Here is a 24,781-nt window from a genome sequence, read left to right as displayed (position 1 = left end):
AGACAGCGACCACAACCAGAGGCCCCGCCGCAGCGGGCCGGTAGCATCCGGCTGTGCACAGAGCGGACGCGGCGGCGTCGAGCGGAACAGACGACGAGCGGATCACGGCGGAAGTCCGAACCTGGGTCTGCTCCACCCCGCTCCGCGGCCTGGTCGCCCACTTCGGCGGCACCTGGCCCGACGGTGACCTCACCGACGTGCTCCGCTTCCTCGACGACTTCTCCGCCCGCCACTGGGACTTCCGGGGCGGCCGGGAACGACCCGACGCCCGGGAGCCCGACCTCGACCCGGCCACCGCGACACTGGTGCTCGACGCGGCCGCCGCGCTCGGGCTGATCCACCCGGTGCCGCCGGCCCGGTCGGCGTACGCCCACCTGGTGGTGCTCGGCGGCCTGGCGCACGCCTGCGTACGCCGCGTCGGCTACGCCGCGCACCTGCTCCGCACCGGCCTGCCGGTCAGCGGCGAGGTCGCCGTCCTGGGCAGCTTCCGACCACTGTCGGACTGGGAACGCCGCACCCTCGCCGAGGCGGGCCTGCCGGCCGACGAAACCGAGGTGGACGTGCTGGACACAGCCGTCCGCCGGGTGTTCGAGGTGGCCACCCCGGCGGAGCAGGACGGCGTCGACGCCGGCCACCCGCACCACTCCTGGTCGTCGCGGACCTACCGACCGGACGGGCTGCCGCCGGTCCGCGTGCTGGCCGCACCGTCCAGCGAACCGGACCAGCGGCGGGCCCACACCGCCGACACCCAGCGGTTCTGGGCCGGCCACGTCCGGCTCGCGCCGGGCGACAAGGTCCTGATGGTCACCGCGCCGATCTACGTGCCGTTCCAGCACTGCGACGCGCTACGCACGCTGGCCGTGCCGTACGGGTGCGCCATCGACACGGTCGGGGTGGACCCGACGCTGGCCGACCTCGCGGTGCTGCCCGAGCAGACGCTCACGCCGGGGCGCTACCTCCAGGAGATCCGCTCGGCGATCCGCTCGATGCGTGCCCTGCACGCCGGGCTACACCAGCGCTGACAGCTCAGCGGGCGGTGTCGGCGACGGCCTGGGCGAAGACCTCGGAGCGGTGCTCGAAGTTGCGGAACCGGCCGTAGCTGGGCGCCGCCGGGGACAGCAGAACCACCCCGCCGGCCGGGGTCACCTCGCGGGACAGCCGGACCGCGTCCACCAGGTCGTCGACCAGTTCGGTACGCACCTTCGGCAGGCCGGCGAGCACCTCGACGATGCGGGTGCCGCTGTCCGGAATCCCGATCACTGTCAGCTCCCGCTCGGCCAGGTGCTCCGCCAACGGCGTGTAGTCCAGACCCCTGTCGTTGCCCCCGACGATCACCGTCAACGGCCGCCCGTCGTACGCGTCGATGGCGTGCATGGCCGCGTACGGGCTGGTGGCCAGCGTGTCGTCGACGAACGTCAGCCCGGACGGGTCGGTGATCTCGGTGAGCCGGTGGGCCAGCCCCTGGAACTCGGCGACCGCGACGGCCAGGTGGTCCTTGTTCGCCACCACGTCCACGCCGAGCGCGTCGAGCACGGCGAGCGCGACGCAGAGGTTGCCCTCGTTGTGCCGGCCGACCAGCGGCAGCACCGCTCGCGGGAAGAGCGGCTGGTCACCGAAGTGGAACCACTGTGTGCCGTCGGCGCCGGTGGCGACGTGGGTGGTGTCGGGGCGACCGGCACGGACCGCCGGCAGCTCACCCAACTCGGCGGCGAGCCGGGGGTCGCCGCCGTTGACCACGATCGTCTGCGGGTCGTGGGCGAGCAGGTTGAGTTTGTCCCGGTAGTACTCCCGTTCCCCACCGTGCGCGTCCAGGTGCTCGGGGAAGAGCGCGGTGACCACCGCCACCCGGGGCGAGTCGGTGAGGTCGCTGCACTGGTAGCTGGACAGCTCCAGCACGTACAGCTCCGCCTCCGGCAGGTCCAGGGTCGGCACCCCGATGTTGCCGCCAAAGACGTTCGGCCGGCCCATCGCGGTGAGCAGATGACTGATCAGGCTGGAGGTGGTGCTCTTGCCCTTGCTGCCGGTGACCCCGACGGTGCGCGCGGCGTGGTCGGCCATCCACAACGCGGTGCCCTGGGTCACCAGGATCCCGCGGCGGCGCAGCTCGATCAGCCACGGGTGGGTCTGCGGCACGCCCGGAGAGCGGACCACGACGTCCGCGGCGGCCAGCCGTTCGAAGCCCGCCTCGCCGGTGACCAGCGGCGCCGCCTCGGCCAGTGGACCGTCCCAGGGCAGCGACAGGAAGTTCGCGCTGTCGTCGACAGCGACCAGCTCGGCCGGGCCGTGCGCGGCGATGGCGGTCACAGCGGCCCGGCCCTCCCGACCGGTGCCCCAGACGGCAACGGTACGTCCGCGCAGGTCAGAAAGGCGCACGGGGCTCTCCTCGGGGGTCACGGCGGCGGCTGGCAGGGCCCGGTCCGGACACGGCCGGACGAACCAGGGCCTAGTATGGCGTGTGCCCAACGAGCAGCTCCGGCGGATGGACGCCTTCACCTTCCCGTCCTACTCGATCGACTTCGCCACCGGCGAGGTGTTGTTCGACTACGCCCTTACCGGCCCGGCCGGTGAGCAACGGTTCACCGAGGTGATCACGCTTCCGCTGCCGGCGGAGCCGCCCTCCGACGAGACGGTGGCGACCCTCAACCGGGTGCTGGAGGTGCTGCACCTCGTCGCCGGGGTCAGCTACTACAAGGCCGCCGCGCCGCCCCGACTCCTGCTGCCGACGCCGCTGGGCGCGGCCACCGTCGACTACGTCACGGCCGTCTACACGAAGGGCCTCGCGGAGTACGCGTACCGCAACCAACTGCCGCACGTGCTCGAGCTGCGCCCCGAGGTGCCGGCCGGGACGCCGGAGTCTCCCCGGGTGTACGACGACTCGGACCGTCGCCCGCTGTCAGCGGTCGGCGGCGGCAAGGACTCGATCGTCAGCCTGGAGGCGCTGCGCCGCGCCGAGCTGGACCCGGTGCCTTTCTCGGTCAACCCGAACCACGTGATCGTCGCCGTCAACGAGGCGTCCGGGCTGGTTCCGCTGGCCGCCCGGCGGCGCATCGACCCGGTGCTGTTCGACCTGAACGCAGCCGGCGCGCTGAACGGGCACATCCCGGTCACCGCCATCAACTCCCTGATCGCGGTGGCCACCGCCGTCCTGCACGGGCTGGGCCCGGTGGTGATGTCCAACGAGCGTTCGGCGTCCGACCCGAACCTGGTCTGGAACGGCCACGAGATCAACCACCAGTGGTCCAAGGGCGTCGAGGCGGAGGGGCTGCTGCGCGCGTCGCTGGCCGAGCACGCCGGCCTGACCGACCCGTACTTCTCCCTGCTGCGTTCGCTGTCCGAGCTGCACATCGCCCGGCTGTTCGCCGAGTTCACCCGGTACGACGGCGTGGTGACGAGCTGCAACCAGGCGTTCAAGCTGCGCGACGCGAGTGAGCGCTGGTGCCGTGACTGCCCGAAGTGCCGCTTCGTCTTCCTGGCCATGGCGCCGTTCATGCCCCGGGAGCGGGTGGTGGGCATCTTCGGCGGCGACCTGCTGGCCGACGAGTCGCAGATCCCCGGCTACCGCGAGTTGCTGGGCGTGGACGGGCACAAGCCGTTCGAGTGCGTGGGCGAGGTCGAGGAGTCGGTGGTGGCCCTCGGCCTGCTCGCCGAGCAGGACCAGTGGCGCGACGCCCCGGTGATCCAGGCCCTTGTCGACGCCGTCCCGGAGACGGCCTGGTCGGCAGTGGCCAACTCGGACGTTTTCACCCCCGGCGGCCCCAACCACATCCCCCCCACCTACGCAAAAGCCCTGACCACCCTCACCTGACTCGGAAGCGGACCCACTTTCCCCGCCTCGCCTCGCCTCGCCCCGCGCCGCCCCGCCCCGCCCCGCCCCGCCCCGCCCCGCCCCGCCCCGCCCCGCCCCGCCCCGGGCAGTGTGCCCCTGCTCCTTTGGAGCTGATGTCGTAAACGAATCAGGGCGCGATTGACCCGCGCCGAGCCGGGCCGCGCCGAGCCGGGCCGCGCCGCGCCCAGCCGAGCCGCGCCGCGCCGCGCGATTCGTTTACGACATCAACTCGATAGCGTCCCGGCCCTCTATGCCCACCCCTACGCCAGGCCGACCCCGGCACGCGTCGATCATGGCGTTGCGGTGGGCGCAATAGACGTTTTCGCGACGTTTGCCCCCCACCACAACTCCTTGATCGACGCGGGCGGGGGCGGGGCGAGGGTGGGGTGGGGGTGGGGCGGGGTGGAGTCCGGCCCGGGGGTTAGGGGGTGCGGACTGCTTCCAGGGCCAGTAGGGCGACGTGTAGGGAGAGGCTGGCCTCTACCGAGTCCAGGTCCACGTCGAGGATGCGGGCGATGCGGGCCAGGCGTTCGTAGAAGGCCGGCCGGGACAGGTGGGCGGCGGCGGCGCCGGCGGACTTGTTGCGCCCCTGCTCCAGGTAGGCGCGCAGGGTGTCGAGCAGCCGTTCCCGGGGGTGCCGGGCGTCGTACTCCAGCAGCGCGCCGAGTTCGCGCTCCACGAACGTCTGTAGGCGGGGCTCGTCGCGCAGCAGGTGCAGCAGCCCGGCCAGACCGACGTGCGGCAGCCGGAAGATCGGCAGGTCACGCCGGTCCCGCCGGGCCGCCTCGGCGATTTGCCGCGCCTCGACCAGCGACCGTCGGGCTTCCCGCAGTGTGCCCACTCCGGAGCCGGCGGCCACGATCACGCCACTCTGGCCAGTTCCCCGGAACGGGTCGACACCGACCACCGACCGAGCGGCCTCGACACCGAACGCCGCGCGGGTCGGATCCACGCCGAAGCCCGTGCGGGCCGTGTCGACGCCGACTGCCGCACGGGAAGCGTCGGCTGCGGAGCGGGACACGTCGACGCCGGAGGCGGCCCGCGCCGGTTCGACACCGGGTGCCGGTCGGCCGGTGCCGGCGTCGAGGCGTACCTGACGAAGGGCGCTGGCGAACGCGGACAGCGCGCGGTCCTCGGCGGCCGGGTCCGGTAGGGCCAGCAGCGCGCCCACCGAGTTGTCGTCGACGGCGCTGGTCAGCGCGGTCAGTTTCGCCTCCCGCAGGGCCTGGCCGACCGCCTCGGAGAGATCGCGTAGCCGGGCCTGGCTGGCTTCGGGGCCGACCTCCCCGGCGGGGTCGTCGGCGCGGTGCCGGACCATCACGCCGACCAGGTGCCGCCGGTCGAGCACCACGCCGAGCGCCTTTGCCCGCAGCCCCACCTCGTCCACCGGGCGGGAGTGGTCGAGCAGCGCGGTGAGCAGGGTGCGGTGGATCTGCCGTTCCAGGCCCTCGGCGTCGCGGCGGATCAGCCGGCCGAGCGCGAGGGTGGACGCGGCCCGCTCGATCAGGATGGTGAGTCGGGTGGGCGAGCCCGCTGTCGGTTCGACGGCCTGGGCGCCGGGCACGTCGCCGCTGGCCGGCCAGCGCAGCAGCAGCCGACCCCAGTCCTGCCCCCGGGCGCCGACGGTGGTCACCAGCCAGCCGCTGTCCGGGTCGTACGCGGTCCGCCCGGCCGGGCGGATCCGCCGGGAGTGCTGCTCCCAGCCGTCCAGCAGCAACTCGGCGCTCTCGCCCGCCGGGTCGTACCCGAGCACCTGCCGGGACAGGTTCTCCAGCACCACTGGGCAACCGGACAGCTCGGCGGCCTGTCGGATCACCTCAGCGGCGTCGGCGCCCTCCACCGACAGGTCGTTGAACCGCTGGTGGATCTCCTCGGTGGCGCGTAGTTCGGTGAGCTGCGCGTCGACGATCAGCGCGTGCACCGCCTCGGTGATCCGGACGAACGGGGTGGCCCGGCGCAGCTCCACCAGGGGCAACCCACGCCGCTCGGCGGCGGCGGCCATCACCCGGGGCACCCCGCTGACGTACCGGCGGCCCAGCTCGACGACGAGCCCGGAGACTCCGACGTCGGCGAGGTCACCGATGAACGCGCGCAACCCGGCGTCGTGAGCGGGCAGACCGATGCCGGTGGTGAGCACCAGTTCGCCACCGCCGAGCAGGGTGGCGATGTCCGGCACCTCGGCGACGTGCACCCACCGGACGGGCCGGTCCAGCCCTTCGTCGCCGGCGACCACGCGGGGCGCGCCGTGGCGGACCGGGTCCAGGGCGAGGACCTCACGGACGGTAGGGAACACGGCCGACACGCTACCGTCCGTGACCCCGGAACTCGACTTGCCACCGGCGCGAGGGGTCAGTCGACGCCGAACTCCATAGCGGCGCGGTCGAGCGCCTCGTCCTCAGCCGAGGCGACGCCCCGGGAGGCGATGGCTTCCGCGCCGCCCTCGGGCATCGCGCCGATCAACCCGGTCGAGGCGGCCTGCGCGGCGCCGATCATCCGCTGCGGGTTCCCGCCGCCGACCAGGCCGAGGGAGGCGTACTGCTCCAGCTTCGACCGCGAGTCGGCGATGTCCAGGTTGCGCATGGTGAGCTGGCCGATCCGGTCCGACGGGCCGAAGGCCGAGTCCTCGGTACGCTCCATCGACAGCTTGTCGGGGTGGTAGCTGAACGACGGGCCGGTGGTGTCCAGGATCGAGTAGTCCTCGCCCCTACGCAGCCGCAACGTCACCTCGCCGGTGACCGCCGTGCCGACCCACCGCTGCAACGACTCGCGCAGCATCAGCGCCTGCGGGTCCAGCCAGCGGCCCTCGTACATCAGCCGACCGAGGCGGCGACCCTCGTTGTGGTAGTTCGCCAGGGTGTCCTCGTTGTGGATGGCGTTGACCAGCCGCTCGTACGCGTAGTGCAGCAGAGCCATACCGGGCGCCTCGTAGATGCCCCGGCTCTTGGCCTCGATGATCCGGTTCTCGATCTGGTCGGACATGCCCAGGCCGTGCCGGCCGCCGATGGCGTTGGCCTCCAGCACCAGGTCGACGGCGCTGCCGAACTCCTTGCCGTTGATGGTGACCGGGCGACCCTGGTCGAAGCCGATGGTGACGTCCTCGGTCGGGATCTCCACCGACGGGTCCCAGAACCGGACGCCCATGATCGGGTTGACGGTCTCGATGCCGGTGTCGAGGTGTTCCAGGGTCTTCGCCTCGTGCGTGGCGCCCCAGATGTTGGCGTCGGTCGAGTACGCCTTCTCGGTGCTGTCCCGGTAGGGCAGGCCGCGTTCGAGCAGCCACTCGGACATCTCCTTACGCCCACCCAGCTCGGTGACGAAGGCGGTGTCGAGCCACGGCTTGTAGATGCGCAGCATCGGGTTGGCCAGCAGGCCGTAGCGGTAGAACCGCTCGATGTCGTTGCCCTTGAAGGTCGAGCCGTCGCCCCAGATCTGGACGTCGTCGGCGACCATCGCGCGGACCAGCAGGGTGCCGGTCACGGCGCGGCCCAGCGGGGTGGTGTTGAAGTACGCCCGTCCGCCGGTGCGGATGTGGAAGGCGCCGCAGGTCAGCGCGGCCAGGCCCTCCTCGACCAGGGCGGCGCGGCAGTCGACCAGGCGGCCAAGCTCGGCGCCGTAGCTGAGCGCACGACCGGGCACCGAGGCGATGTCGGGCTCGTCGTACTGGCCGATGTCGGCGGTGTAGGCGCAGGGAATGGCGCCCTTGTCGCGCATCCACGCGACAGCGACCGAGGTGTCGAGGCCGCCGGAGAAGGCGATGCCGACACGTTCGCCGGTGGGCAGGGAGGTGAGAACCTTGGACACGGGGAAAATTATGCAATAGAACGCATGGCCATGCAAGCTGATGCGGTCTACTCGCCGTCGGACGTCGGGTCGTCGCGTCCCAGCTCCCAGAACGCCACCGCCGCCGCGGCGGCCACGTTCAACGAATCCACGCCGCGCCGCATCGGCAGGACCACCCGCACGTCGCTGGCGGCCTGGGCCGCCGCGGTGAGGCCGGGCCCCTCGGCGCCGAGCAGCAGCGCCGCCCGCTCCCGCTGGGCCGGGGTCAACCGCTGCATCGGTACGGCGTCCGGCGCGGGCGTCATCGCGAGCACCGTGAAGCCGGCCTCCCGTACCTGGTCCAGGCCCTCGGGCCAGCGGTCGAGCTTCGCGTACGGCATCGCGAAGACCTCACCCATGCTGACCCGGACACTGCGCCGGTAGAGCGGGTCGGCGCAGGTCGGCGAGAGCAGCACCGCGTCGACACCGAGCGCGGCGGCCCCCCGGAAGATCGCGCCCAGGTTGGTGTGGTTGTTCACGTCCTCCAGGACGACGACCCGGCGCGCGGTGGCGAGCACCTCGGCCGCCGTCGGCAGCGGCTGGCGGTGGAACGACGCCAGCACCCCCCGGTGTACGTGGAAGCCGGTGGCCCGTTGCAGCACGTCCTGGGTCGCGGCGTACACCGGAGCGTCGCCGGTGTCCAGGTCGGCGAGCTGGTCGACCCGCTTGGCGTCGACCAGGTACGACCGGGCCGGATAGCCCGCGCGCAACGCCCGGCGCAGCACCAGCTCCCCCTCGGCGATGAACAGGCCGTGCGGTGGTTCCCAGCGGGTGCGCAGCTCGACGTCGGTGAGCGCCCGGTAGTCGGCGATCCGGTCGTCGTCAGGGTCGGTGATCTGGTGTACGGGCACCGGACGATTCTGCCGGACGCCGGGCAGCGCGCTCCGACGCCCGCTCGACGATGTGTTTTGTCCGAATAAGAAGGGGAATGACCGGCGTAGCATCGGACGCGACGGGAAGGACCAGCCAGGTGAGCGCAGACGACACCACGCCGGACGAGGCGGGCGCTCTGCCCCGGCGTCCGACCGTCGCCGACCACATCGTGTCGCGGCTGTTCAGCTGGGGTGTGCACCGCTACTTCGGCTACCCCGGCGACGGCATCAACGGCATGACCTCCGCCCTGCAACGCACCAACGGGCGGGCCCAGTTCATCCAGGTCCGCCACGAGGAGACCGCCGGGTTCGCCGCCTCCGCGCACGTCAAGTACGGCGGCGGGCCGCTGGGCTGCGCCCTGGTCACCAGCGGGCCGGGCGCGATCCACCTGCTCAACGGCCTGTACGACGCGAAGCTCGACCACCAACCGGTGATCGCCCTGGTCGGGCACACAGCGACCACCGCCGAGGGCGGCGGCTACTACCAGGAGGTGGACCTGCTCGCCCTCTACAAAGACGTGGCCGCGGCGTTCCTGGCCCAGCTCGACAATCCGGCGCAGGTCCGCCACCTGGTCGACAGGGCGTGCCGGACGGCGTTGGCCCGGCGTACCGTCACCGCCCTGGTCCTACCCCTGGACATCCAGGACGAGCCGGCCGTACCGAACCCGCCGCACGCGCACGGCTACTACCAGACCAGCAACGCGCCGAGCAGCACACCGACAGTGCCACCGGAGGCCGACGTACGCCGGGCGGCCGAGGTCCTGCGCGGCGGGCAGCGGGTGGCCATGCTGGTCGGGCAGGGCGCCCTCGGCGCGCGCGACGAGGTCCGCGAGATCGCTGATCGGCTCGGGGCCGGCGTGGCCACCGCGCTGCTCGGCTTCACCGCCGTCGACCACCGCGAGCCGTGGGTGACCGGCGCGATCGGACTGCTCGGCACCCGACCGAGCTGGCAGTTGATGAGCGGTTGCGACAGGCTGCTGATCGTGGGCAGCAACATGCCGTACTCGGAGTTCTACCCGCAGCCCGGGCAGGCCCGCGCGGTGCAGATCGACCTGGACGGCACCCAGCTCGGGCTGCGCTACCCGACCGAGGTGAACCTGACCGGCGACGCCCGCCCCACCCTGCGGGCGTTGCTGAACGAGCTGGGCCCCGGCCCCGGGCCGACCGCCTGGCGGGCGGAGGTCACCGAGGCCACCTCGGCGTGGCGTCGGGTGCAACACGACCTGGCCGAGCAGACCGCCGACCCGGTCAACCCGCAGTTGCTGTTCCACACGCTGAACGAACGGCTGCCCGACGACGTGCTGCTCGCTGTCGACTGCGGCACCACCACCGCCTGGTACGCCCGACACATCCAGGTACGCCCCAGCATGCTGGCCAGCCTCTCCGGCACGCTGCTGTCCATGGGCGGCGCCATGCCGTACGCGCTGAGCGCCAAGTTCGCCCACCCGGACCGGCCGCTGGTCGCGTTGATCGGCGACGGCGCCATGCAGATGAACGGCGTCAACGAGCTGATCACCGTGGCGAAGTACTGGCGCAGCTGGGCCGACCCGCGCTTCGTGGTGCTGGTGCTCAACAACCGGGATCTGGCGTTCGTCAGCTGGGAACAGCGCTCCACCGAGGGGACACCGATGTTCCCGGACAGCCAGCAGTTGCCGGACATCGCCTACCACCAGTGGGCGGAGGTGCTCGGGCTGCACGGCGAGTTGATCGACTCACCGGATCAGGTACGGGACGTCTGGGACCGGGCGCTCACCGCCGACCGACCGGTGGTGATCAACGCCCTGGTCGACCCGGCGGAGCTGATGCTGCCACCGCACTTCACAGTCGAGCAGGCCCGCAAGACCGCCGCCGCGGTGCTACGCGGCGACACCGACTGGGCCGGAATCATCCGCCGCGGCATCCCCGCCACAGTGGCCAGCTACCGCCCCCGCCGCCGAGACCGCTGAGACCGTCAGCCTCGGCGGTCGAGCCAGCGTTGGAGGGCCGAGCGGGGGTCGTCGGTGGTGGGGTCCTGTCGACGGTTCGGGACCGTCGGGCGCTCCACCGGGCGGTGCGGGTCGCCGGCCAGCTCGTGGCTCGGTGCGGCGAACGCCTTCTCCGGTTGGCCCTTCACTGCGGTGGCGATGACCCGGGCGACCGCGTCGATCACCTTGGTCTGCACCGCCGAGCCCACCGAGTCGGCCGGGTCGTCCGGGTTGGCGGCGATACCGGCCACCGCGACCTGCGGGGTGAAGCCGACGAACGTCTCGGTGGAGTTCTGCTCCGAGCTACCCGTCTTACCAGCCACCGGTCGGCCGTCGAGGATGTCGTTCACACCGGTGGCGGTGCCACCGTTGCACTGCCCGAACGCCGACTGCTGACCCACCGGGCAGCGCGCCGCGTCGGTCGCGGCACGGGCGACGTCGGCGTCGAGCACCCGCTTGCAGGAGGGCTGCCCCACCGGCACCTTCGCGCCGTCCGCGCCGGTCACCGAAACCACCGGCACCGGCGTGCAGTAGGTGCCGTCGGCGGCCACCGTGGCGTACGCGTTGGCCAGGTCCAGCGGGGTGGTGGCCGCCACGCCCAGGGTGAACGAACCCCAGTTCGCGGCGTTGTTCTTGGCGAAGGCGGCGTCCGAGTCGGCGCGGAACGTGATGCCGAGCCGTTGCGCCATCTCGACCACCTTGTCCTGGCCGACCTGCTCGGCCAGCCAGACGAAGTAGGTGTTCACCGAGCGGCCGAAGCCGTCCCACATCATCCGGTACCCGTCCATCCAGTCCGGGTTGGCGTTCGCCGGGCACCAGCGGCCGTCACAGCTGCCCGGCCCCTCGGCGGCGTACCGGGTGGGCAGCTTGGCGGGCGCGTCGAAACCGGTGGAGAGGGTACGGCCCGACTCCAGCGCGGCGAGCATGGTGAACAGCTTGAACGTGGAACCCGCCTGGTACCCGTCGACGCTGGCTCCGCCGGAGATCAGCGGGTTGACGGTGTTCGGGTAGTTCGCCTGCCCGGCCGGGTTGTCGGCGAGGCTGTAGTGCCTGTTGACGGCCATCGCCAACACCCGCCCGGTGCCCGGCTGGACCGCCGCGATCGGCAGGGCCCGCTTGTTGTCGTAGGAGTAGACCTTGGTGGCCTGCTGCTGCGCTGTGGCCTGGATCTTCGGGTCCAGCGAGGTGACCACCGTGTAGCCGCCCGACCGCAGTGCCTGCTCGCGCTCCGCGACGGTGGCCCCGAAGGCCGGCTGGGTCAGCCACCACTGGCGCAGGTAGTCACAGAAGTAGCCCCAGTCGTCGTGACCCTGGGAGACGGCGGTGCAGCCGTTGGGCTGGGCGGTGGGGTGCAGGGCCAGCGGCTCGGCCTTGGCCTGGGCGGCCTGCGCGGCGGTGATCGCGTTGGTGGCGACCATCGAGTCCAGCACGTACGACCGGCGGGCCAGCGCCTCGTCCTTGTCGCCACTGATCGGGCTGTACGCGTCCGGGGACTGCACCAGACCGGCCAGCAGGGCCGACTCACCGAGGGTCAGCTGCGCCGGAGGCTTGCCGAAGTACCGCTGGCTGGCCGCCGCGATCCCGTACGCCCCGGAGCCGAAGTAGGCGATGTTCAGGTACCTGTCGAGGATCTCGTCCTTGCCGAGGCTCTTGTCGAGCGCACTCGCGTACCGGATCTCCTGGATCTTGCGGCCCACCGTGGGATCGGTGGCGGCGGCGCGTTCCTCGGCGGTGCGGGTGGGATCGGTCTTGAGCACGTTACGGACGTACTGCATGGTCAGCGTCGAGCCGCCCTGCTCGGTGCCGCCACCCTTGACGTTGGCCACCAACGCCCGGGCCAGGCCGCGTAGGTCCGCGCCACCGTGGTCGTAGAAGCGCCGGTCCTCTGCCGCCACGATCGCCTGCCGCATGACCGGGGCGATCTCCGACAGGGGGACGTCGGTGCGGTTCACGTCGTAGAACGTGGTGATCAGCGTCTTGCCGTCGTTGGCGTAGAGGTACGAACGCTGCGGCGTGGCCGGGGTCTTCAGCGAGGCCGGCAACGCGGCGTACGACCCGAGCGCGGAGCGGGCCGTGAGCCCGAGGAGCAGGTTGCCCGGCAGGGCGGCGACTGCCAGGACGAGCCCGGCCAACACGCCGGCGAGCAGCACTGTGAACAGCCGCGACAGCGGCGAGCGGGGGGCGGCCATGCAACCCAGGATTGCCACAAAAAGCGCCAACCGACCACCCCCACCCGGCGATTGTCAGCAACTTCACGCCCACCCACCAGCCAACTCCCACCCCACCCCCTCCGACCCCCACCCCAGTGATCACGGGCTCGCCAAAAGGTTCAGAGTCGACCGAAGGCCGGGCCCCGGCCCCGGCCCCGGCCCCGCGTTGATCATGAAGTTATTGCCACGACACGCCGTAGCCGAGCGCAATAACTTCATGATCAACAGGCGAGGGGTGGGCCTGAGGCCGGGTGGGGTGGGTGGGTGGGGTGGGTGGGGTGGGTGGGTGGGTGGGGTGGGGCGGGGTGGGGCGGGGTGGGTAGGTTAGGGGTTTGGGGTACTCAGGCTGGCGGTGGCGGCGTCTCTGGCGGTTTCGCGGGGCATCAGGCGGCCGGAGCGGTAGCCGATGCCGATGCCGGCGATCAGTACGAAGATCGCGCCGAAGGTCTGCAACGAGCCGATCAGGGCACCGCCGAGGCCGAGCAGCGGCGCAGCGATGATCAACATGACGCCGTCGCCGAGGCTGAAGGTGCCCGAGCGGGCCACCGCCCACCCGGTGAGGAACCAGCCCGCGCTGTAGAACGTGGCCCCGAGCAGGACCAGCGACCGCGCGGTGGTGCCGAAGACCGGCGTCTGCTCCTCGAACCCGGCGAACGGCAGCATCAGCACGGTGCCGGCGATGCTGACCAGTAGCCCGGCGGCGGCCACCCGGCGGCTGCGGGTCGCGGCCAGCAGCCCGGTGAGGGCCAGCAGCGCGAGCAGACCGAGCCAGACCGCGGCCACCCAGCCGATCAGGTACACCGCCCGGCCGTTGGCCGGATAGGGGTCGTTGCCCACCCCTCCGTCGCTGGCCATCGCCACCGCGCCGTAGAGGATGGCGTACGCGGGCAGCAGCCAGACCGCCGCCCGCGCGAACCGGCGCACCGACCAGGCCCAACTGGCGTTCGTGGCGGGGGCGCCCGGGGTCGGCTCACCGACGAAGGGCAGTACGCCGAACCCGCCACCGCTGCGCCGGGAGCCCAGCGGGGCGACCGGGTCATGTGCGCCGGGCACCGGGGCCGAGGACCACATCCGATTCGCCGGATCCTTCATGCGTCACCTCGCTCGTCGTCGAGCGGTGCACCGACGCGCCGGGGCGCCCCGATTGCCTGGTCACCACCCGTCCTAGGACCGATCGTGGCAGGCGTCGGAGCGCCCCATGAGTCTTTCTCGTATTAAGCCGTGATCAGCCGCGCTCACGCTGGTCGGCCGGGTCCTCGACGAGGCTGGTCGGCGACACCGGTTCCGGTGCGGGCAGCCCCTGCCGCCCCTTGCCGCCGGTGGCCTGCGCCTCGGCGACGCGTACCTCGTCGTGGATCTGCTGGGCCGCGTCCGCCGCGGCCTGCGCCGCCTCGGCGGCCTCGCGCTCGACCTGGCTCGCCTGGTCCGCGGCCTCCGGTGCGGGCAGGTCCCCGACCATCTGGCTCAGCCCACCGAGCGCGCCACCCATCCCCTCCAGGGCCTTGGTCAGCTCGGCCGGGACGATCCAGACCTTGTTGGCGCTGCCCTGGGCGATCTGCGGCAGAGCCTGCAGGTACTGGTAGGCGAGCACCTTCTGGCTCGGGTTGGCCTGGTGGATCGCGTCGAAGACCGTACGGATCGCCTTCGCCTGACCCTCGGCCTGCAGGATCCGGGCCTGGCGGTCACCGTCGGCGCGCAGCACCGCCGACTGCTTGTCACCCTCGGCGGTGAGGATCACCGACTGCTTGTGCCCCTCGGCGGTCAGGATCGCCGCGCGGCGGTCCCGCTCGGCGCGCATCTGCTTCTCCATCGAGTCGCGGATGCTGGCCGGCGGCTCGATCGCCTTGATCTCGACCCGGGTCACCTTGATGCCCCAGCGGCCGGTGGTCTCGTCAAGCACACCCGAGAGGTGCCGGTTGATCTCGTCCCGGCTGGTCAGCGCCCGCTCCAGATCGAGCGAACCGATCACGTTACGCAACGTGGTGACGGTCAACTGCTCGATGGCCTGGAGGAAGCTGGAGATCTCGTAGGTCGCCCGGACCGAGTCGACCACCTTGAAGTAGAGGACAGTGTCGATCGAGACCACCAGGTTGTCCGAGGTGATCACCGGCTGCGGCGGGAAGCTGACCACCTGCTCCCGCATGTCGACCTTGGTACGGACCGCGTCGATGAACGGCACCAGCAGGTTGAGGCCGGGGCTGAGGGTGCGCTTGTACTTGCCGAGCCGTTCCACCACGTCCTGGCGTTGCTGCGGCACGATCCGTACCGCCTTGGCCAGCGTTATCACGGCGATCAACGCCACCGCGATCACCACCACCCCGATTAAGGTCATCCCGTTCACCCTCTCGATTCCGGCAGCTCGCCGGCGGAAGAAACATCGTCCTGCCACACCAGGGCTGTCGCGCCCCGGACCTTTATCACCCGAACCCGTTGACCGGGGTCGTAGACCTGTGTCGTGTCGTACGACCGGGCGCTCCACAACTCACCGTCGATTTTGACGAGACCCTGCTCGGCGTCCACCCGTTCCAGCACCAGCGCCGTGGAGCCCTCGATCGCCTCCACGCCGAACGGCTGCTCGCCACTCTCCAGCGCGGAGCGGCTGTGCCGCCGGATAACCGGTCGGACCACCACCAGGCTCAACGCCGACACCACAGCGAAGACCAGCGCCTGCACGGCGACCGGCGCGCCCAGGGCGGCAGCACCGGCGGCGGCGAACGCACCGGCCCCGAACATGATCAGAAATAGCGTCGTCGTGAAAATCTCGGCGACGGCCAGCAGCACACCCAAAACGATCCACACCACGGCGTCCACCCCCCGATCGTGACACGCGAATGCACGAGCAGCCCACCCGTGAAGATCAGTAGGCTCGGCGAGACCTTTTCCGGCCCGTCAGAACACCACGAACCGGCGGCCCGACCCGAGGAGATCCCGTTGACCCTGCTCCCCGAGACCGCCCGACAGATCGACACCCGGGTCGCCCAGGCACAGGCCGACGGTCACACCCCGTCGCTGGTGCTGGGCGTGGTCCGCGACGGAACGCTGGCGCATGTGGCCGTCGCAGGCGTTCACCCCTGCCCGGATGTCGACCTGCAGTACCGGGTGGGCTCGATCAGCAAGACGATGACCGCCACCCTGATCATGCAGTTGCGCGACGCCGGCCGACTGGCCCTGGACGACCGGCTGGAGCAGCACCTGCCGGACACCGGTGTAGGCGCGCTCACAGTGCGCCAACTGCTCGGCCACGCCAGCGGCATCCAACGCGAACCCGAGGGCGACTGGTGGGAGCGGGCGGCGGGCGTCGACCTCACCACACTGCTCGCCGGGGTCGACGCCGACAAGATCGCTTATCCGCCACACCGCGCGTACCACTACTCCAACCTGGCGTACGGGCTACTCGGCGGGTTGCTCGAACGGCTCACCGGGAAACCGTGGGCCGACCTGCTCGACGAACGGATCCTCACCCCGCTGGGCCTGCGCCGCACCACCTACGCGGCCACCGAGCCGTACGCCCGCGGCTACGTCGTCCACCCCTGGCACGGCACGTTGCGCGAGGAACCCCGCACCGACACCGGCGCCATGGCCCCCGCCGGGCAGCTCTGGTCGACGATCGAGGACCTGGGGCGCTGGGCCGCGTTCCTGGCCGACCCCGACCCGTCGGTGCTGGCCGGCGAGACGCTGACCGAGATGTGTGCCCCCGTGGTGATCAGCGATCTCGACTCCTGGACCGGCGGGCACGGCCTGGGGCTGGAGCTCTACCGTGACGGCGAGCGTGTGTATGTCGGGCACGGCGGCTCGATGCCCGGGTACGTGGCCGCCCTCGTGGTGCACCGGGCCAGCCGCACCGCGGTGGTCGGCTTCGCCAACTCGTACGGCTTCCCGATCACCGGGCTCGGCCGCCAGCTGCTGACCACGGTGCTGGACGCCGAACCGGCGTTCACGCAGCCGTGGCGACCGGCCACCGCCGCGCCGGCTGCCGAGTTGGCCGAGCTGACCGGCCGCTGGTGGTGGATGGGCACTTCGCTGGACCTGAGCTGGGACGCTGGTGACCTGCTGGCCCACGTACGCGGTGAGCGGGTGAGCCGGTTCACCGCCGAGGGGACGGACCGCTGGCGGGGACGTTCCGGCCCGGAGAACGGCGAGATCCTGTCGGTGCTGCGCGACGACAACGGAATGGCGCGGGCTGTCGACATCGCCACGTTCGTCTTCACCCGCAGCCCGGACGAGGTTCCCTGAACCGCCGCTGGGCGGATTCGGCGGACCAGGCGGTCAGGCCGGCTCGGTGACGAAGTCGATGAGGCGTTCCATGGCGTTGATCAGAGGGGTCTCCACGTCGGCGAAGCTATTCACCCGGGACAGGATGTGCCGCCACATGTCGGCCGGCTCGGCCACCCCGAGGGCCGCGCAGACACCTTCCTTCCACGGCCGCCCCGGCGGCACCACAGGCCAGGCCGCGATGCCCAACGCGGCCGGCTTGACCGCCTGCCACACGTCCACGTAGGGATGCCCCGTCACCAGCACGTGCGGCGAGTTCACCCGGGCGACGATCCGGCTCTCCTTGCTGCCCGGCACCAGGTGGTCGACGAGCACGCCGAGTCGTCGGGTCGGGCCGGGGCCGAAGTCGCGTACCTCGGCGTCGAGTGCGTCGATGCCGTCCAACGGCTCGACCACCACGCCCTCGATCCGTAGGTCGTCGCCCCAGATCCGCTCGACCAGCGCGGCGTCGTGGATGCCCTCCACCCAGATTCGGCTGGCCTTCGCCACCTGGGCCCGGACGTTGTCCACGGCGACCGAGCCGGACGCGGTCCGCCGACGGGCCGCCGGCACCGCGGCGCGGGTCGGGCGGCGCAGCGTCACCGGACGGCCGTCGAGCAGGAACGCCGCCGGCAGCAGCGGGAAGTTGCGCCGCCTACCGTGCCGGTCCTCCAACACCACAGCTCCGGCCTCGAAGCCCACCACCGCTCCGCAGAACCCGGAGTCGGCATCCTCGACCACGAGATCCGGTTCGGCGTCCACCTCGGGGGTGACCTTGCGCCGTCGCCAGTCGCCCGCCAACACGTCCTCGCCGTATCGCCCCGCCATGTCGATCACGCTAAACCCAGTCCGCGCCCACCTCGCTCCCCGACACACCGCGCCACGCCCACAGCCGCCCCCGCCGCCCCATCCCCTCCGCCGATCATGGACTTGTGGTGCCTCACAAAACACTCGCAATCGGGAGTTGTCCCCCACCACAACTCCATGATCGACCTGAGCGGCGGGAGGGGTGGCGGGGAGGGTGGCGGGTGGGCGGCGGGAGAGCGGCGGGAGGGTGGCGGGTGGGCGGCGGGGTGGGTGGCGGGGTGGGGCGGCGGGTGGGTGACGGGGTGGGTGGGCGGCGGTGGCGGCGGGTGGGCGCTGGTCACGCACGGTGGGGCGAACAGGGCAGTTGGGGGCAGGCCGGGCGACCGGAGCGGCAGCCGAGACAGGGCCGGTCGCGACCACGTACCCTTTCGGCATGTCCACCCCCGCAACGGGCGCGGCCACTCTCGCGCCGCGCCGGTCCAGCCGGTTCGTTGCCTGGGTGCGCGCGTGGCGCGCCGGGTTGGTGCCCTATGACGAGGTCGCCGACGCCATCGCCGGCGACGAGGAACACCTCGTTGCGGACGCCCCGGGCACCTGGACCGACGTCCCGCTGGGTGCCGCGCTGCCCACCCTGGCCAAGCTCTCCCCGGACGAGATCCGCCTGGTGCTGCCCGCGCCGGGCGACCCGAGGGGTCTGCCCGGCCCCGGCGACTTCGCAGGTGCGGCGCTGGTCACGGGCGAGGCGGTGGTCGCCGGTGGGCTCGGGCTGATCCCCCAGGTGCGGCTGCACACCTCCGGCTCCGGAGACTGCTTCGAGACGGTGCTCTGGCGGGTCTACCCGCTGCCGGCCAACGCCCACGCCGCGTCGCTCTCGTTGCCTGGCGCCGCCGAGGCGGAGGCCGAGTTGGCCGCCGCGCTGGCCGAGACGACCGCCGTCCTGACCCGCCTCGACGTCGCCCAGTGGCGGCCCGAGCTGGCCGGTGCGCTGGCTGCGCTCCGCCGCCCGGACGGCACCACCGACCTCCCACCGGGCTTCGACCCGCGGGCCCGCCGGCTCTTCGCCAGGGCCGCGGTGCTCGACCGGGTGCTGGCGTTGGCCGGGCACGCCGCCCCGGGCGGTGCGATCAACAACTACGAGGCGCAGCAACGGGACGCGGCACTTCGCCCCCTGACCGCTGCCTGCCGGCAGGCGCTGGTGGCCGCCTGCAACGCCCCCCTGCGCCCCTGACCAGCACCGCCGTCACGAGCGCCGCCGTCACGAGCAACGCCGCCACGAGCAACGCCGTCACGAGCACCGCAACACCGCCGCCCGGACCGCGACGACCAACCGCGACGCGCGCCCGCCCCACCACACCCATGATCGTGCTCGATCCAGGATGTAGTGGCCTCCCGCCGCAGGGTCACCACTAAATCCTGGTTCAAGCACGATCATCAGCGCTAGCGCACCGCGCGGGCGAGGAGGACCGGGGCTGGTCAGATCTCGTCGAGCAGGTCCGCGACCGAGTTGATGATCCGCGACGGGCGGTACGGGTAGCGCTCCGCCTCGGTGCGGCTGCTGATCCCGGTGAGCACCAGGATGGTCTCCAGCCCAGCCTCCAGGCCGCACAGGATGTCGGTGTCCATCCGGTCACCGATCATCGCGGTGCTCTCCGAGTGCGCGTTGATGGTGTTCAGCGCCGAGCGCATCATCATCGGGTTGGGCTTGCCCACGAAGTACGGCTCGACCCCGGTCGCCTTGGAGATCATGGCGGCGACCGAGCCGGCGGCGGGTAGCGCGCCTTCCACTGACGGGCCGGTCACGTCGGGGTTGGTGCAGATGAACCGGGCGCCGTCGTTGATCAGGCGGACGGCCTTGGTGATCGCCTCGAAGCTGTAGGTGCGGGTCTCGCCGAGCACCACGTAGTCGGGGGCGAAGTCGGTCAGCACGTAGCCGACGGCGTGCAGCGCCGTGGTCAGCCCGGCCTCACCGATGACGTACGCGGTGCCACCCGGCCGCTGGTCGGCGAGGAACTGGCCGGTGGCCAGGGCTGAGGACCAGATCGACTCCTCCGGCACGTCCAGCCCCATCCGGCTGAGCCGGGCCGTCAGGTCCCGCGGGGTGTAGATCGAGTTGTTGGTCAGCACCAGGAACGGCTTGCCGGAGGCGCGCATCCGGTTGATGAACTCCGGCGCGCCGGGCACCGGCTGGCCCTCGTGCACCAGCACGCCGTCCATGTCGGTCAGCCAACTCTGCACGGGCTTACGGTCATGCATGATGATCCTCAGAGGTCAGGGGCGACGGGTCGACACGCAACAGACGGTGGGGCAGGTGTCCCACATGGGCAGCTCGCCCAGGCGGCGGCGCAGCTGCGCGCCGTCCGGGTCGGTCCGCTCGGTGACCAGCTCACGCACCATGGTCACGAAACGCGGGTCGGTGCCCGGCGTACCGGCCCGGACGAAGTCCAGGCCGAGCTGCTTGGCCGTCTCCAGCGCTTCGGTGTCCAGGTCCCACACGACCTCCAGGTGATCGGAGACGAACCCGATCGGGCTGACCACCACGCCGGTGGTGCCGCGGTGCGCGAGGGCGGCCAGGTGGTCGTTGATGTCCGGTTCCAGCCACGGCACCTGCGGCGGGCCGGAGCGGCTCTGCCAGACCAGGTCGTACCCCAGGTCGGGTGCGGCGGCAGCGGCGACGAGCCGGGCGGTCTCGTGCAGCTGCGCCTCGTACCGGCCGCCGTGCGGGCCGGCGTTGGCAGCCATCGAGTTGGGGATGGAGTGGGCGGTGAAGACCAGCCGGGTGGTGTCCCGCTTCGCCGGGTCGAGCTGGCCCAGTGCCGCCCGGACCGCGTCGACGTGCGGCTCGACGAAGCCGGGGTGGTCCCAGAACTGACGCAGCTTCTCGATCACCGGGGCGTCCGGGCCGACGGCGGCACGGGCGGCGGCGATGTCCTCCTGGTACTGCCGGCAGGACGAGTAGCCGCCGTAGGCGCTGGTGACGAAGGCCAACGCCCGGGTGACCCCGTCGTCGCGCATCTGGGTCACGGTGTCGGCGAGCATCGGGTCCCAGTTGCGGTTGCCCCAGTAGATGGGCAGGTCGAGACCGTGCGCGGCGAAGTCGGCGCGGACGGCGGACAGCAGGTCCCGGCACTGCTGGTTGATCGGGGACACCCCACCGAAGTGCTGGTAGTGCTCGGCGACCTCGACCAGTCGTTCGGGAGGCACACCCCGACCCCGGGTCACGTTCTGGAGAAACGGCATCACGTCCTCGGGCCGTTCGGGCCCGCCGAAGGACACCAGCACCACCGCGTCGTACGACATGGGGTCATTCTCGCCCCTCGGCCGGGACGTCCCGGCGACGCCCCCTGGTCCGGACGCGTAGATCACGCGGACGGTGACCAGGGGGCGTCACGGTGCGGCGTCAGGAACCGATGGCGTGGTAGCCGCCGTCGACGTGGACGATCTCGCCGGTGGTGGCCGGGAACCAGTCGGAGAGCAGCGCCAGGCAGGCCCGCGCGGCGGGCTCCTGGTCGGTGAGGCTCCAGCCCAGCGGGGCGCGCTCGGCCCAGGCTTCCTCGAACTGGTCGAAGCCAGGGATCGACTTCGCGGCGATGGTGCGCAGCGGCCCGGCGGCGACCAGGTTGCTGCGGATGCCCTGCTTGCCCAGGTGCAGCGCCAGGTAGCGGGACGCGGACTCCAGGCCGGCCTTGGCCACGCCCATCCAGTCGTAGACCGGCCACGCCTTCGTCGCGTCGAAGGTCAGGCCGACGACCGCGCCGCCGGGCGACATCAGCGGCAGCGCCGCCATGGCCAGGGACTTGTACGAGAAGGTGGACACGTGCAGGGCGGTCGCCACGTCCTCCCAGGGCGCGTCGAGGAAACCGCCGCCCAGGCAGCTCTGTGGGGCGAAGCCGATCGAGTGCACGACACCGTCGAGGCCGTCGACGTGTTCGCGGACCCGGTCGGCGAGGCCGGCCAGGTGTTCGGTGTTGGTGACGTCCACCTCGATGACCGGCGCCGGCTCGGGCAGCCGCTTGGCGATCCGCTCGACCAGGGAGAGCCGGCCGTAGCCGGTGAGCACGACCTGCGCGCCGTTCTCCTGAGCGAGCTTCGCCACCGAGAAGGCGATCGAGGCGTCGGTGATGACACCGGTGACGAGCAGTCGCTTACCGGCGAGCAGTCCGGACATCGCTGATTTCCTCCGTAGTCAAAAGGGTTAGTGGCCCATGCCGAGGCCGCCGTCGACCGGGATGACGGCGCCGGAGACGTACCCGGCGCTGTCGGAGGCCAGCCAGGTGACCACGGCGGCGACCTCGTCCGGGCTGGCCATCCGGCCGGCCGGGATGGACTTGAGGATCTCCGCCTTACGGTCGCCGGAGAGGCCGGCGGTCATGTCGGTGTCGATGAAGCCGGGTGCCACCACGTTCGCGGTGATGTTGCGGCTGCCCAGCTCCCGGGTGATCGAGCGGGCGACGCCGACGAGGCCGGCCTTGCTGGCGGCGTAGTTGACCTGCCCGGCGCCGCCGGCGAGGCCGACCACCGAGGAGATGAAGATCATGCGGCCCCACTTGGCGCGGAGCATCTTGCCGGAGGCCCGCTTCGCGACCCGGAACGCGCCGGTGAGGTTGGTGTCCACCACGTCGGTGAACTGCTCCTCGGTCATCCGCAGCAACAGCGTGTCGGCGGTCATGCCGGCGTTGGCGACCAGCACCTCGACCGGCCCCAGCTCGGCCTCGACGGCGGCGAACGCGGCGTCGATCGAGGCGGCGTCGGTGACGTCGGCGCGGACGCCGAACAGGCTGCCCTGATGGCCGGCTCCACCTGCGCCCAACCCCGGCTCGGCTGCACCGGCGCCGGGCACTCCCCCACCCCGGTGGGTGACCGCCACCCGGTCGCCCTGCTTGGCGAAGGCCTGCGCGATGGCCAGGCCGATTCCCCGGTTGCCCCCGGTCACCAGCACGGTACGGGCCACTGTTCCCCCTTGCGAATGGTCAGCACGGACGCGTCGGAGCCTAGGCGTTACCGGCAGGTAAGCGCTAACGGGAGTCGCGTCACACTGGGGTACGACACGGGGATCAACCCCTGGTGGCACGCCTCGTGGCGGGGTCGGCCCGTAGCCTCCGGGTGGTGAACCGGCATCCGATCGTGGTGGCCCTGCGGGCTCTGCGACAGACAGTGCTCGGCCCGGACGCCCGGCCCGAACGGCCGCTGCTGGCCCGTTGGCCCGGACCGGCCCGCTACGCAGCGCCGGTCGGTCTGCTCGCCGCGCTCGGCCTCTTCCTGATCACGTTGACCGTGGAGAGCGACTGGGGTCTGCCGCCGCCGATCGCGCTCCTGTTCGCGGCGATGACGGTGGCGCCGCTGCTGGCGCTGCCCCGGCGTCCGCTGCTGGCCTGGCGGCTGACGGTGCTGGCCCTGCTGGTCTGCACCTTCAACGCCCCGGCCGACCAGGCCTGGCCGTGGACCCCACCGCTGGCGCTCGGGTCGATCGCTGTGGCGGCGGTGGTCTTCGCACGGGTCGACCGGCCGGTGCTGGCCTGGGTGGTGGCGATCAGCACGGTGCCGGTGCTCACCCTGGTCCATCCCGACAACCGGGTCCCCGTCCTGCTGCTGCTCGGCGCGCTGGCGATCGTGGGCGACCTGATCCGCCGCAACCGACTGTCCCGGCACGCGCTGGCGGCGCAGGCCGAGCTGAGCGAACGGGAGCAGGAGCGCCGCGCGGTGCTGGAGGAACGCACCCGGATCGCCCGGGAACTGCACGACGTGGTGGCCCACCATATGTCGTTGATCGCGGTGCAGGCGGAGACCGCCCCGTACCGGCTGACGGACGTGCCGGCCCCGGCAGCCGCGGAGTTCGTCGCCATCGCCGCGTCGGCCCGCGACGCGCTGACCGACATGCGGCGGCTGTTGGGGGTGCTGCGCAGCGAGACGACCGGACCGCAGACCGCACCGCAGCCGGACCTCACCGACCTGGGCGCGATGGTGGACGCGGCACGCCGGGCCGGGCTGCCGGTGACCCTGGACGCCCCGCCGGTGGACGACGACCGGGTGCCCGCCCCGGTCGGGTTGGCCGCGTACCGCATCGTCCAGGAGGGCCTGGCCAACGCGGCCCGCCACGCGGCCGGCGCCGCGGTGCGCGTCACCGTCCGCGTCGGCCGGTCCGGTCTGGGGGTACGCGTCGAAAACTCCCCGGCCGACGTTCGACCGACAGCCGACGGCGGCTCCGGGCACGGGCTGACCGGCATGCGGGAGCGGGCCACCTCGCTGGGCGGTACGTTCACCGCCGGGCCGCTGCCCGACGGTGGTTACGCGGTGGCGGCCGAGTTGCCGTACGACGTGGAGGGCGGGGACCGATGATCCGGGTGCTGATCGCCGACGACCAGGCGATGGTCCGGCAGGGTTTCGGCGCGCTGCTCGCCGCCCAACCGGACCTGCTGGTCGTGGGGGACGCCGCCGACGGCGCGCAGGCGGTGGCCGCCGCCCGCCACCTCGACCCGGACGTGGTGCTGATGGACGTGCGGATGCCGGTCATGGACGGGCTGGAGGCCACCCGCAAGCTGCTCGGTGACCGGTCGACGCAGCGACCGCGGGTGCTCATCCTCACCACCTTCGACCTTGACGACTACGTGTACGAGGCGCTGCGCGCCGGGGCCAGCGGGTTCCTGCTCAAGGACGCCCCGGCGGCCGACCTGGTGCAGGCGGTGCGGGTGGTGGCGGCCGGCGACGCGCTGCTCGCCCCGGGGGTGACCCGCCGGTTGATCGCCGAGTTCGCGGCCCGCCCGGACCGCCGCCGCCCCCGCCCCACCGACCTGGCCGGGCTCACGCCCCGCGAGACCGAGGTGCTGCGGTTGATCGCCCGGGGCCGCAACAACGCGGAGATCGCGGGTGACCTGGTGGTGGCCGAGCAGACGGTGAAGACGCACGTCGGGCGGATCCTGGCCAAGCTGGGGCTGCGCGACCGGGCCCAGGCCGTGGTGCTGGCGTACGAGACGGGTCTGGTGGCCGCCGGCGAGTAGCCCTGTGGAGCCAGCCCGGGAACGGCTCTGCGGGACGACG

Annotated in this window: 20 protein-coding genes; 7 read left to right on the top strand and 13 right to left on the bottom strand. The window is 72.1% G+C overall.

What is annotated here, in order from left to right; genetic code table 11:
- Positions 1-53: 53 nt before the first annotated feature.
- On the top strand, positions 54-1,022 hold the full coding sequence (locus AB0B98_RS07810; protein WP_357361462.1) for a hypothetical protein: 969 nt from the start codon (positions 54-56) through the stop codon (positions 1,020-1,022).
- Positions 1,023-1,026: 4 nt separating this feature from the next.
- On the opposite strand, the gene murD is transcribed toward AB0B98_RS07810, so the two are convergent.
- A complete protein-coding gene (gene murD, locus AB0B98_RS07805) occupies positions 1,027-2,373 on the bottom strand; it encodes a UDP-N-acetylmuramoyl-L-alanine--D-glutamate ligase (protein WP_357361461.1) in 1,347 nt (448 codons plus the stop codon).
- An 82-nt stretch (positions 2,374-2,455) separates the two neighbouring features.
- Here murD and AB0B98_RS07800 point away from each other — a divergent pair, with 82 nt between their 5' ends.
- Positions 2,456-3,805, top strand: a complete 1,350-nt coding sequence (locus AB0B98_RS07800) for a hypothetical protein (protein WP_357361460.1) — start codon at positions 2,456-2,458, stop codon at positions 3,803-3,805.
- A 442-nt stretch (positions 3,806-4,247) separates the two neighbouring features.
- On the opposite strand, the gene AB0B98_RS07795 is transcribed toward AB0B98_RS07800, so the two are convergent.
- The 3 genes from AB0B98_RS07795 to AB0B98_RS07785 are packed head-to-tail and all read right to left on the bottom strand — an operon-like array spanning position 4,248 to position 8,589.
- Positions 4,248-6,128, bottom strand: coding sequence for a PucR family transcriptional regulator ligand-binding domain-containing protein (locus AB0B98_RS07795; protein WP_357361459.1), 1,881 nt, complete (start codon positions 6,126-6,128; stop codon positions 4,248-4,250).
- 47 nt (positions 6,129-6,175) lie between these two features.
- Entirely contained in the window at positions 6,176-7,627 is a 1,452-nt protein-coding gene (gene argG, locus AB0B98_RS07790) for an argininosuccinate synthase (RefSeq protein WP_238672652.1), read from the bottom strand.
- A gap of 47 nt (positions 7,628-7,674) precedes the next feature.
- Positions 7,675-8,589 carry an RNA methyltransferase gene (locus AB0B98_RS07785; RefSeq protein WP_357361458.1) on the bottom strand — a complete coding sequence of 305 codons (915 nt, stop codon included), beginning with the start codon at positions 8,587-8,589 and terminating at the stop codon, positions 7,675-7,677.
- Between the two features lie 26 nt (positions 8,590-8,615).
- On the opposite strand from AB0B98_RS07785, the gene AB0B98_RS07780 reads away from it, so the two are divergent.
- Complete coding sequence (locus AB0B98_RS07780) at positions 8,616-10,463, top strand: thiamine pyrophosphate-requiring protein (RefSeq protein ID WP_357361457.1); 1,848 nt, start codon at positions 8,616-8,618, stop codon at positions 10,461-10,463.
- Positions 10,464-10,468: 5 nt separating this feature from the next.
- On the opposite strand, the gene AB0B98_RS07775 is transcribed toward AB0B98_RS07780, so the two are convergent.
- From AB0B98_RS07775 to AB0B98_RS07760, 4 genes are all read right to left on the bottom strand, one after another.
- Positions 10,469-12,670, bottom strand: a complete 2,202-nt coding sequence (locus AB0B98_RS07775; protein WP_357361456.1) for a transglycosylase domain-containing protein — start codon at positions 12,668-12,670, stop codon at positions 10,469-10,471.
- Between the two features lie 345 nt (positions 12,671-13,015).
- Complete coding sequence (locus AB0B98_RS07770) at positions 13,016-13,783, bottom strand: hypothetical protein (RefSeq protein ID WP_357277214.1); 768 nt, start codon at positions 13,781-13,783, stop codon at positions 13,016-13,018.
- A gap of 133 nt (positions 13,784-13,916) precedes the next feature.
- Positions 13,917-15,023, bottom strand: coding sequence for an SPFH domain-containing protein (locus tag AB0B98_RS07765; RefSeq protein WP_238672666.1), 1,107 nt, complete (start codon positions 15,021-15,023; stop codon positions 13,917-13,919).
- A 5-nt stretch (positions 15,024-15,028) separates the two neighbouring features.
- Positions 15,029-15,502, bottom strand: coding sequence for an NfeD family protein (locus AB0B98_RS07760; RefSeq protein WP_091403880.1), 474 nt, complete (start codon positions 15,500-15,502; stop codon positions 15,029-15,031).
- A gap of 120 nt (positions 15,503-15,622) precedes the next feature.
- Here AB0B98_RS07760 and AB0B98_RS07755 point away from each other — a divergent pair, with 120 nt between their 5' ends.
- Complete coding sequence (locus AB0B98_RS07755; RefSeq protein ID WP_357361673.1) at positions 15,623-16,924, top strand: serine hydrolase domain-containing protein; 1,302 nt, start codon at positions 15,623-15,625, stop codon at positions 16,922-16,924.
- A gap of 33 nt (positions 16,925-16,957) precedes the next feature.
- On the opposite strand, the gene AB0B98_RS07750 is transcribed toward AB0B98_RS07755, so the two are convergent.
- A complete protein-coding gene (locus AB0B98_RS07750) occupies positions 16,958-17,770 on the bottom strand; it encodes a DUF3097 domain-containing protein (protein ID WP_357361455.1) in 813 nt (270 codons plus the stop codon).
- Between the two features lie 412 nt (positions 17,771-18,182).
- Between AB0B98_RS07750 and AB0B98_RS07745 the strand changes: the two genes are divergently transcribed.
- Positions 18,183-18,977, top strand: a complete 795-nt coding sequence (locus AB0B98_RS07745; RefSeq protein WP_238672671.1) for a hypothetical protein — start codon at positions 18,183-18,185, stop codon at positions 18,975-18,977.
- A 245-nt stretch (positions 18,978-19,222) separates the two neighbouring features.
- On the opposite strand, the gene AB0B98_RS07740 is transcribed toward AB0B98_RS07745, so the two are convergent.
- The 4 genes from AB0B98_RS07740 to fabG all read right to left on the bottom strand — a co-directional run bounded on the left by AB0B98_RS07740 (position 19,223) and on the right by fabG (position 22,697).
- Complete coding sequence (locus AB0B98_RS07740; protein WP_091403868.1) at positions 19,223-20,002, bottom strand: HAD-IIA family hydrolase; 780 nt, start codon at positions 20,000-20,002, stop codon at positions 19,223-19,225.
- Between the two features lie 15 nt (positions 20,003-20,017).
- Positions 20,018-21,046, bottom strand: coding sequence for a ferrochelatase (locus AB0B98_RS07735; RefSeq protein WP_357361454.1), 1,029 nt, complete (start codon positions 21,044-21,046; stop codon positions 20,018-20,020).
- 100 nt (positions 21,047-21,146) lie between these two features.
- Positions 21,147-21,914 carry an enoyl-ACP reductase FabI gene (gene fabI, locus AB0B98_RS07730; RefSeq protein ID WP_210786387.1) on the bottom strand — a complete coding sequence of 256 codons (768 nt, stop codon included), beginning with the start codon at positions 21,912-21,914 and terminating at the stop codon, positions 21,147-21,149.
- A gap of 27 nt (positions 21,915-21,941) precedes the next feature.
- Positions 21,942-22,697, bottom strand: coding sequence for a 3-oxoacyl-ACP reductase FabG (gene fabG / locus AB0B98_RS07725; protein ID WP_357361453.1), 756 nt, complete (start codon positions 22,695-22,697; stop codon positions 21,942-21,944).
- A 155-nt stretch (positions 22,698-22,852) separates the two neighbouring features.
- Here fabG and AB0B98_RS07720 point away from each other — a divergent pair, with 155 nt between their 5' ends.
- Positions 22,853-24,082 carry a histidine kinase gene (locus AB0B98_RS07720; RefSeq protein ID WP_357361452.1) on the top strand — a complete coding sequence of 410 codons (1,230 nt, stop codon included), beginning with the start codon at positions 22,853-22,855 and terminating at the stop codon, positions 24,080-24,082.
- Positions 24,079-24,741, top strand: coding sequence for a response regulator transcription factor (locus tag AB0B98_RS07715; RefSeq protein WP_091403852.1), 663 nt, complete (start codon positions 24,079-24,081; stop codon positions 24,739-24,741). The genes AB0B98_RS07720 and AB0B98_RS07715 overlap by 4 nt, the downstream gene beginning before the upstream one ends.
- The last annotated feature ends 40 nt before the right edge of the window (positions 24,742-24,781 follow it).

This window comes from Micromonospora sp. NPDC048947, from assembly GCF_040649495.1.
Lineage (GTDB): Bacteria > Actinomycetota > Actinomycetes > Mycobacteriales > Micromonosporaceae > Micromonospora > Micromonospora alfalfae.
Note: the sequence above shows the minus strand (reverse complement) of the source record. Positions and strands in the feature narration are given on the sequence as shown.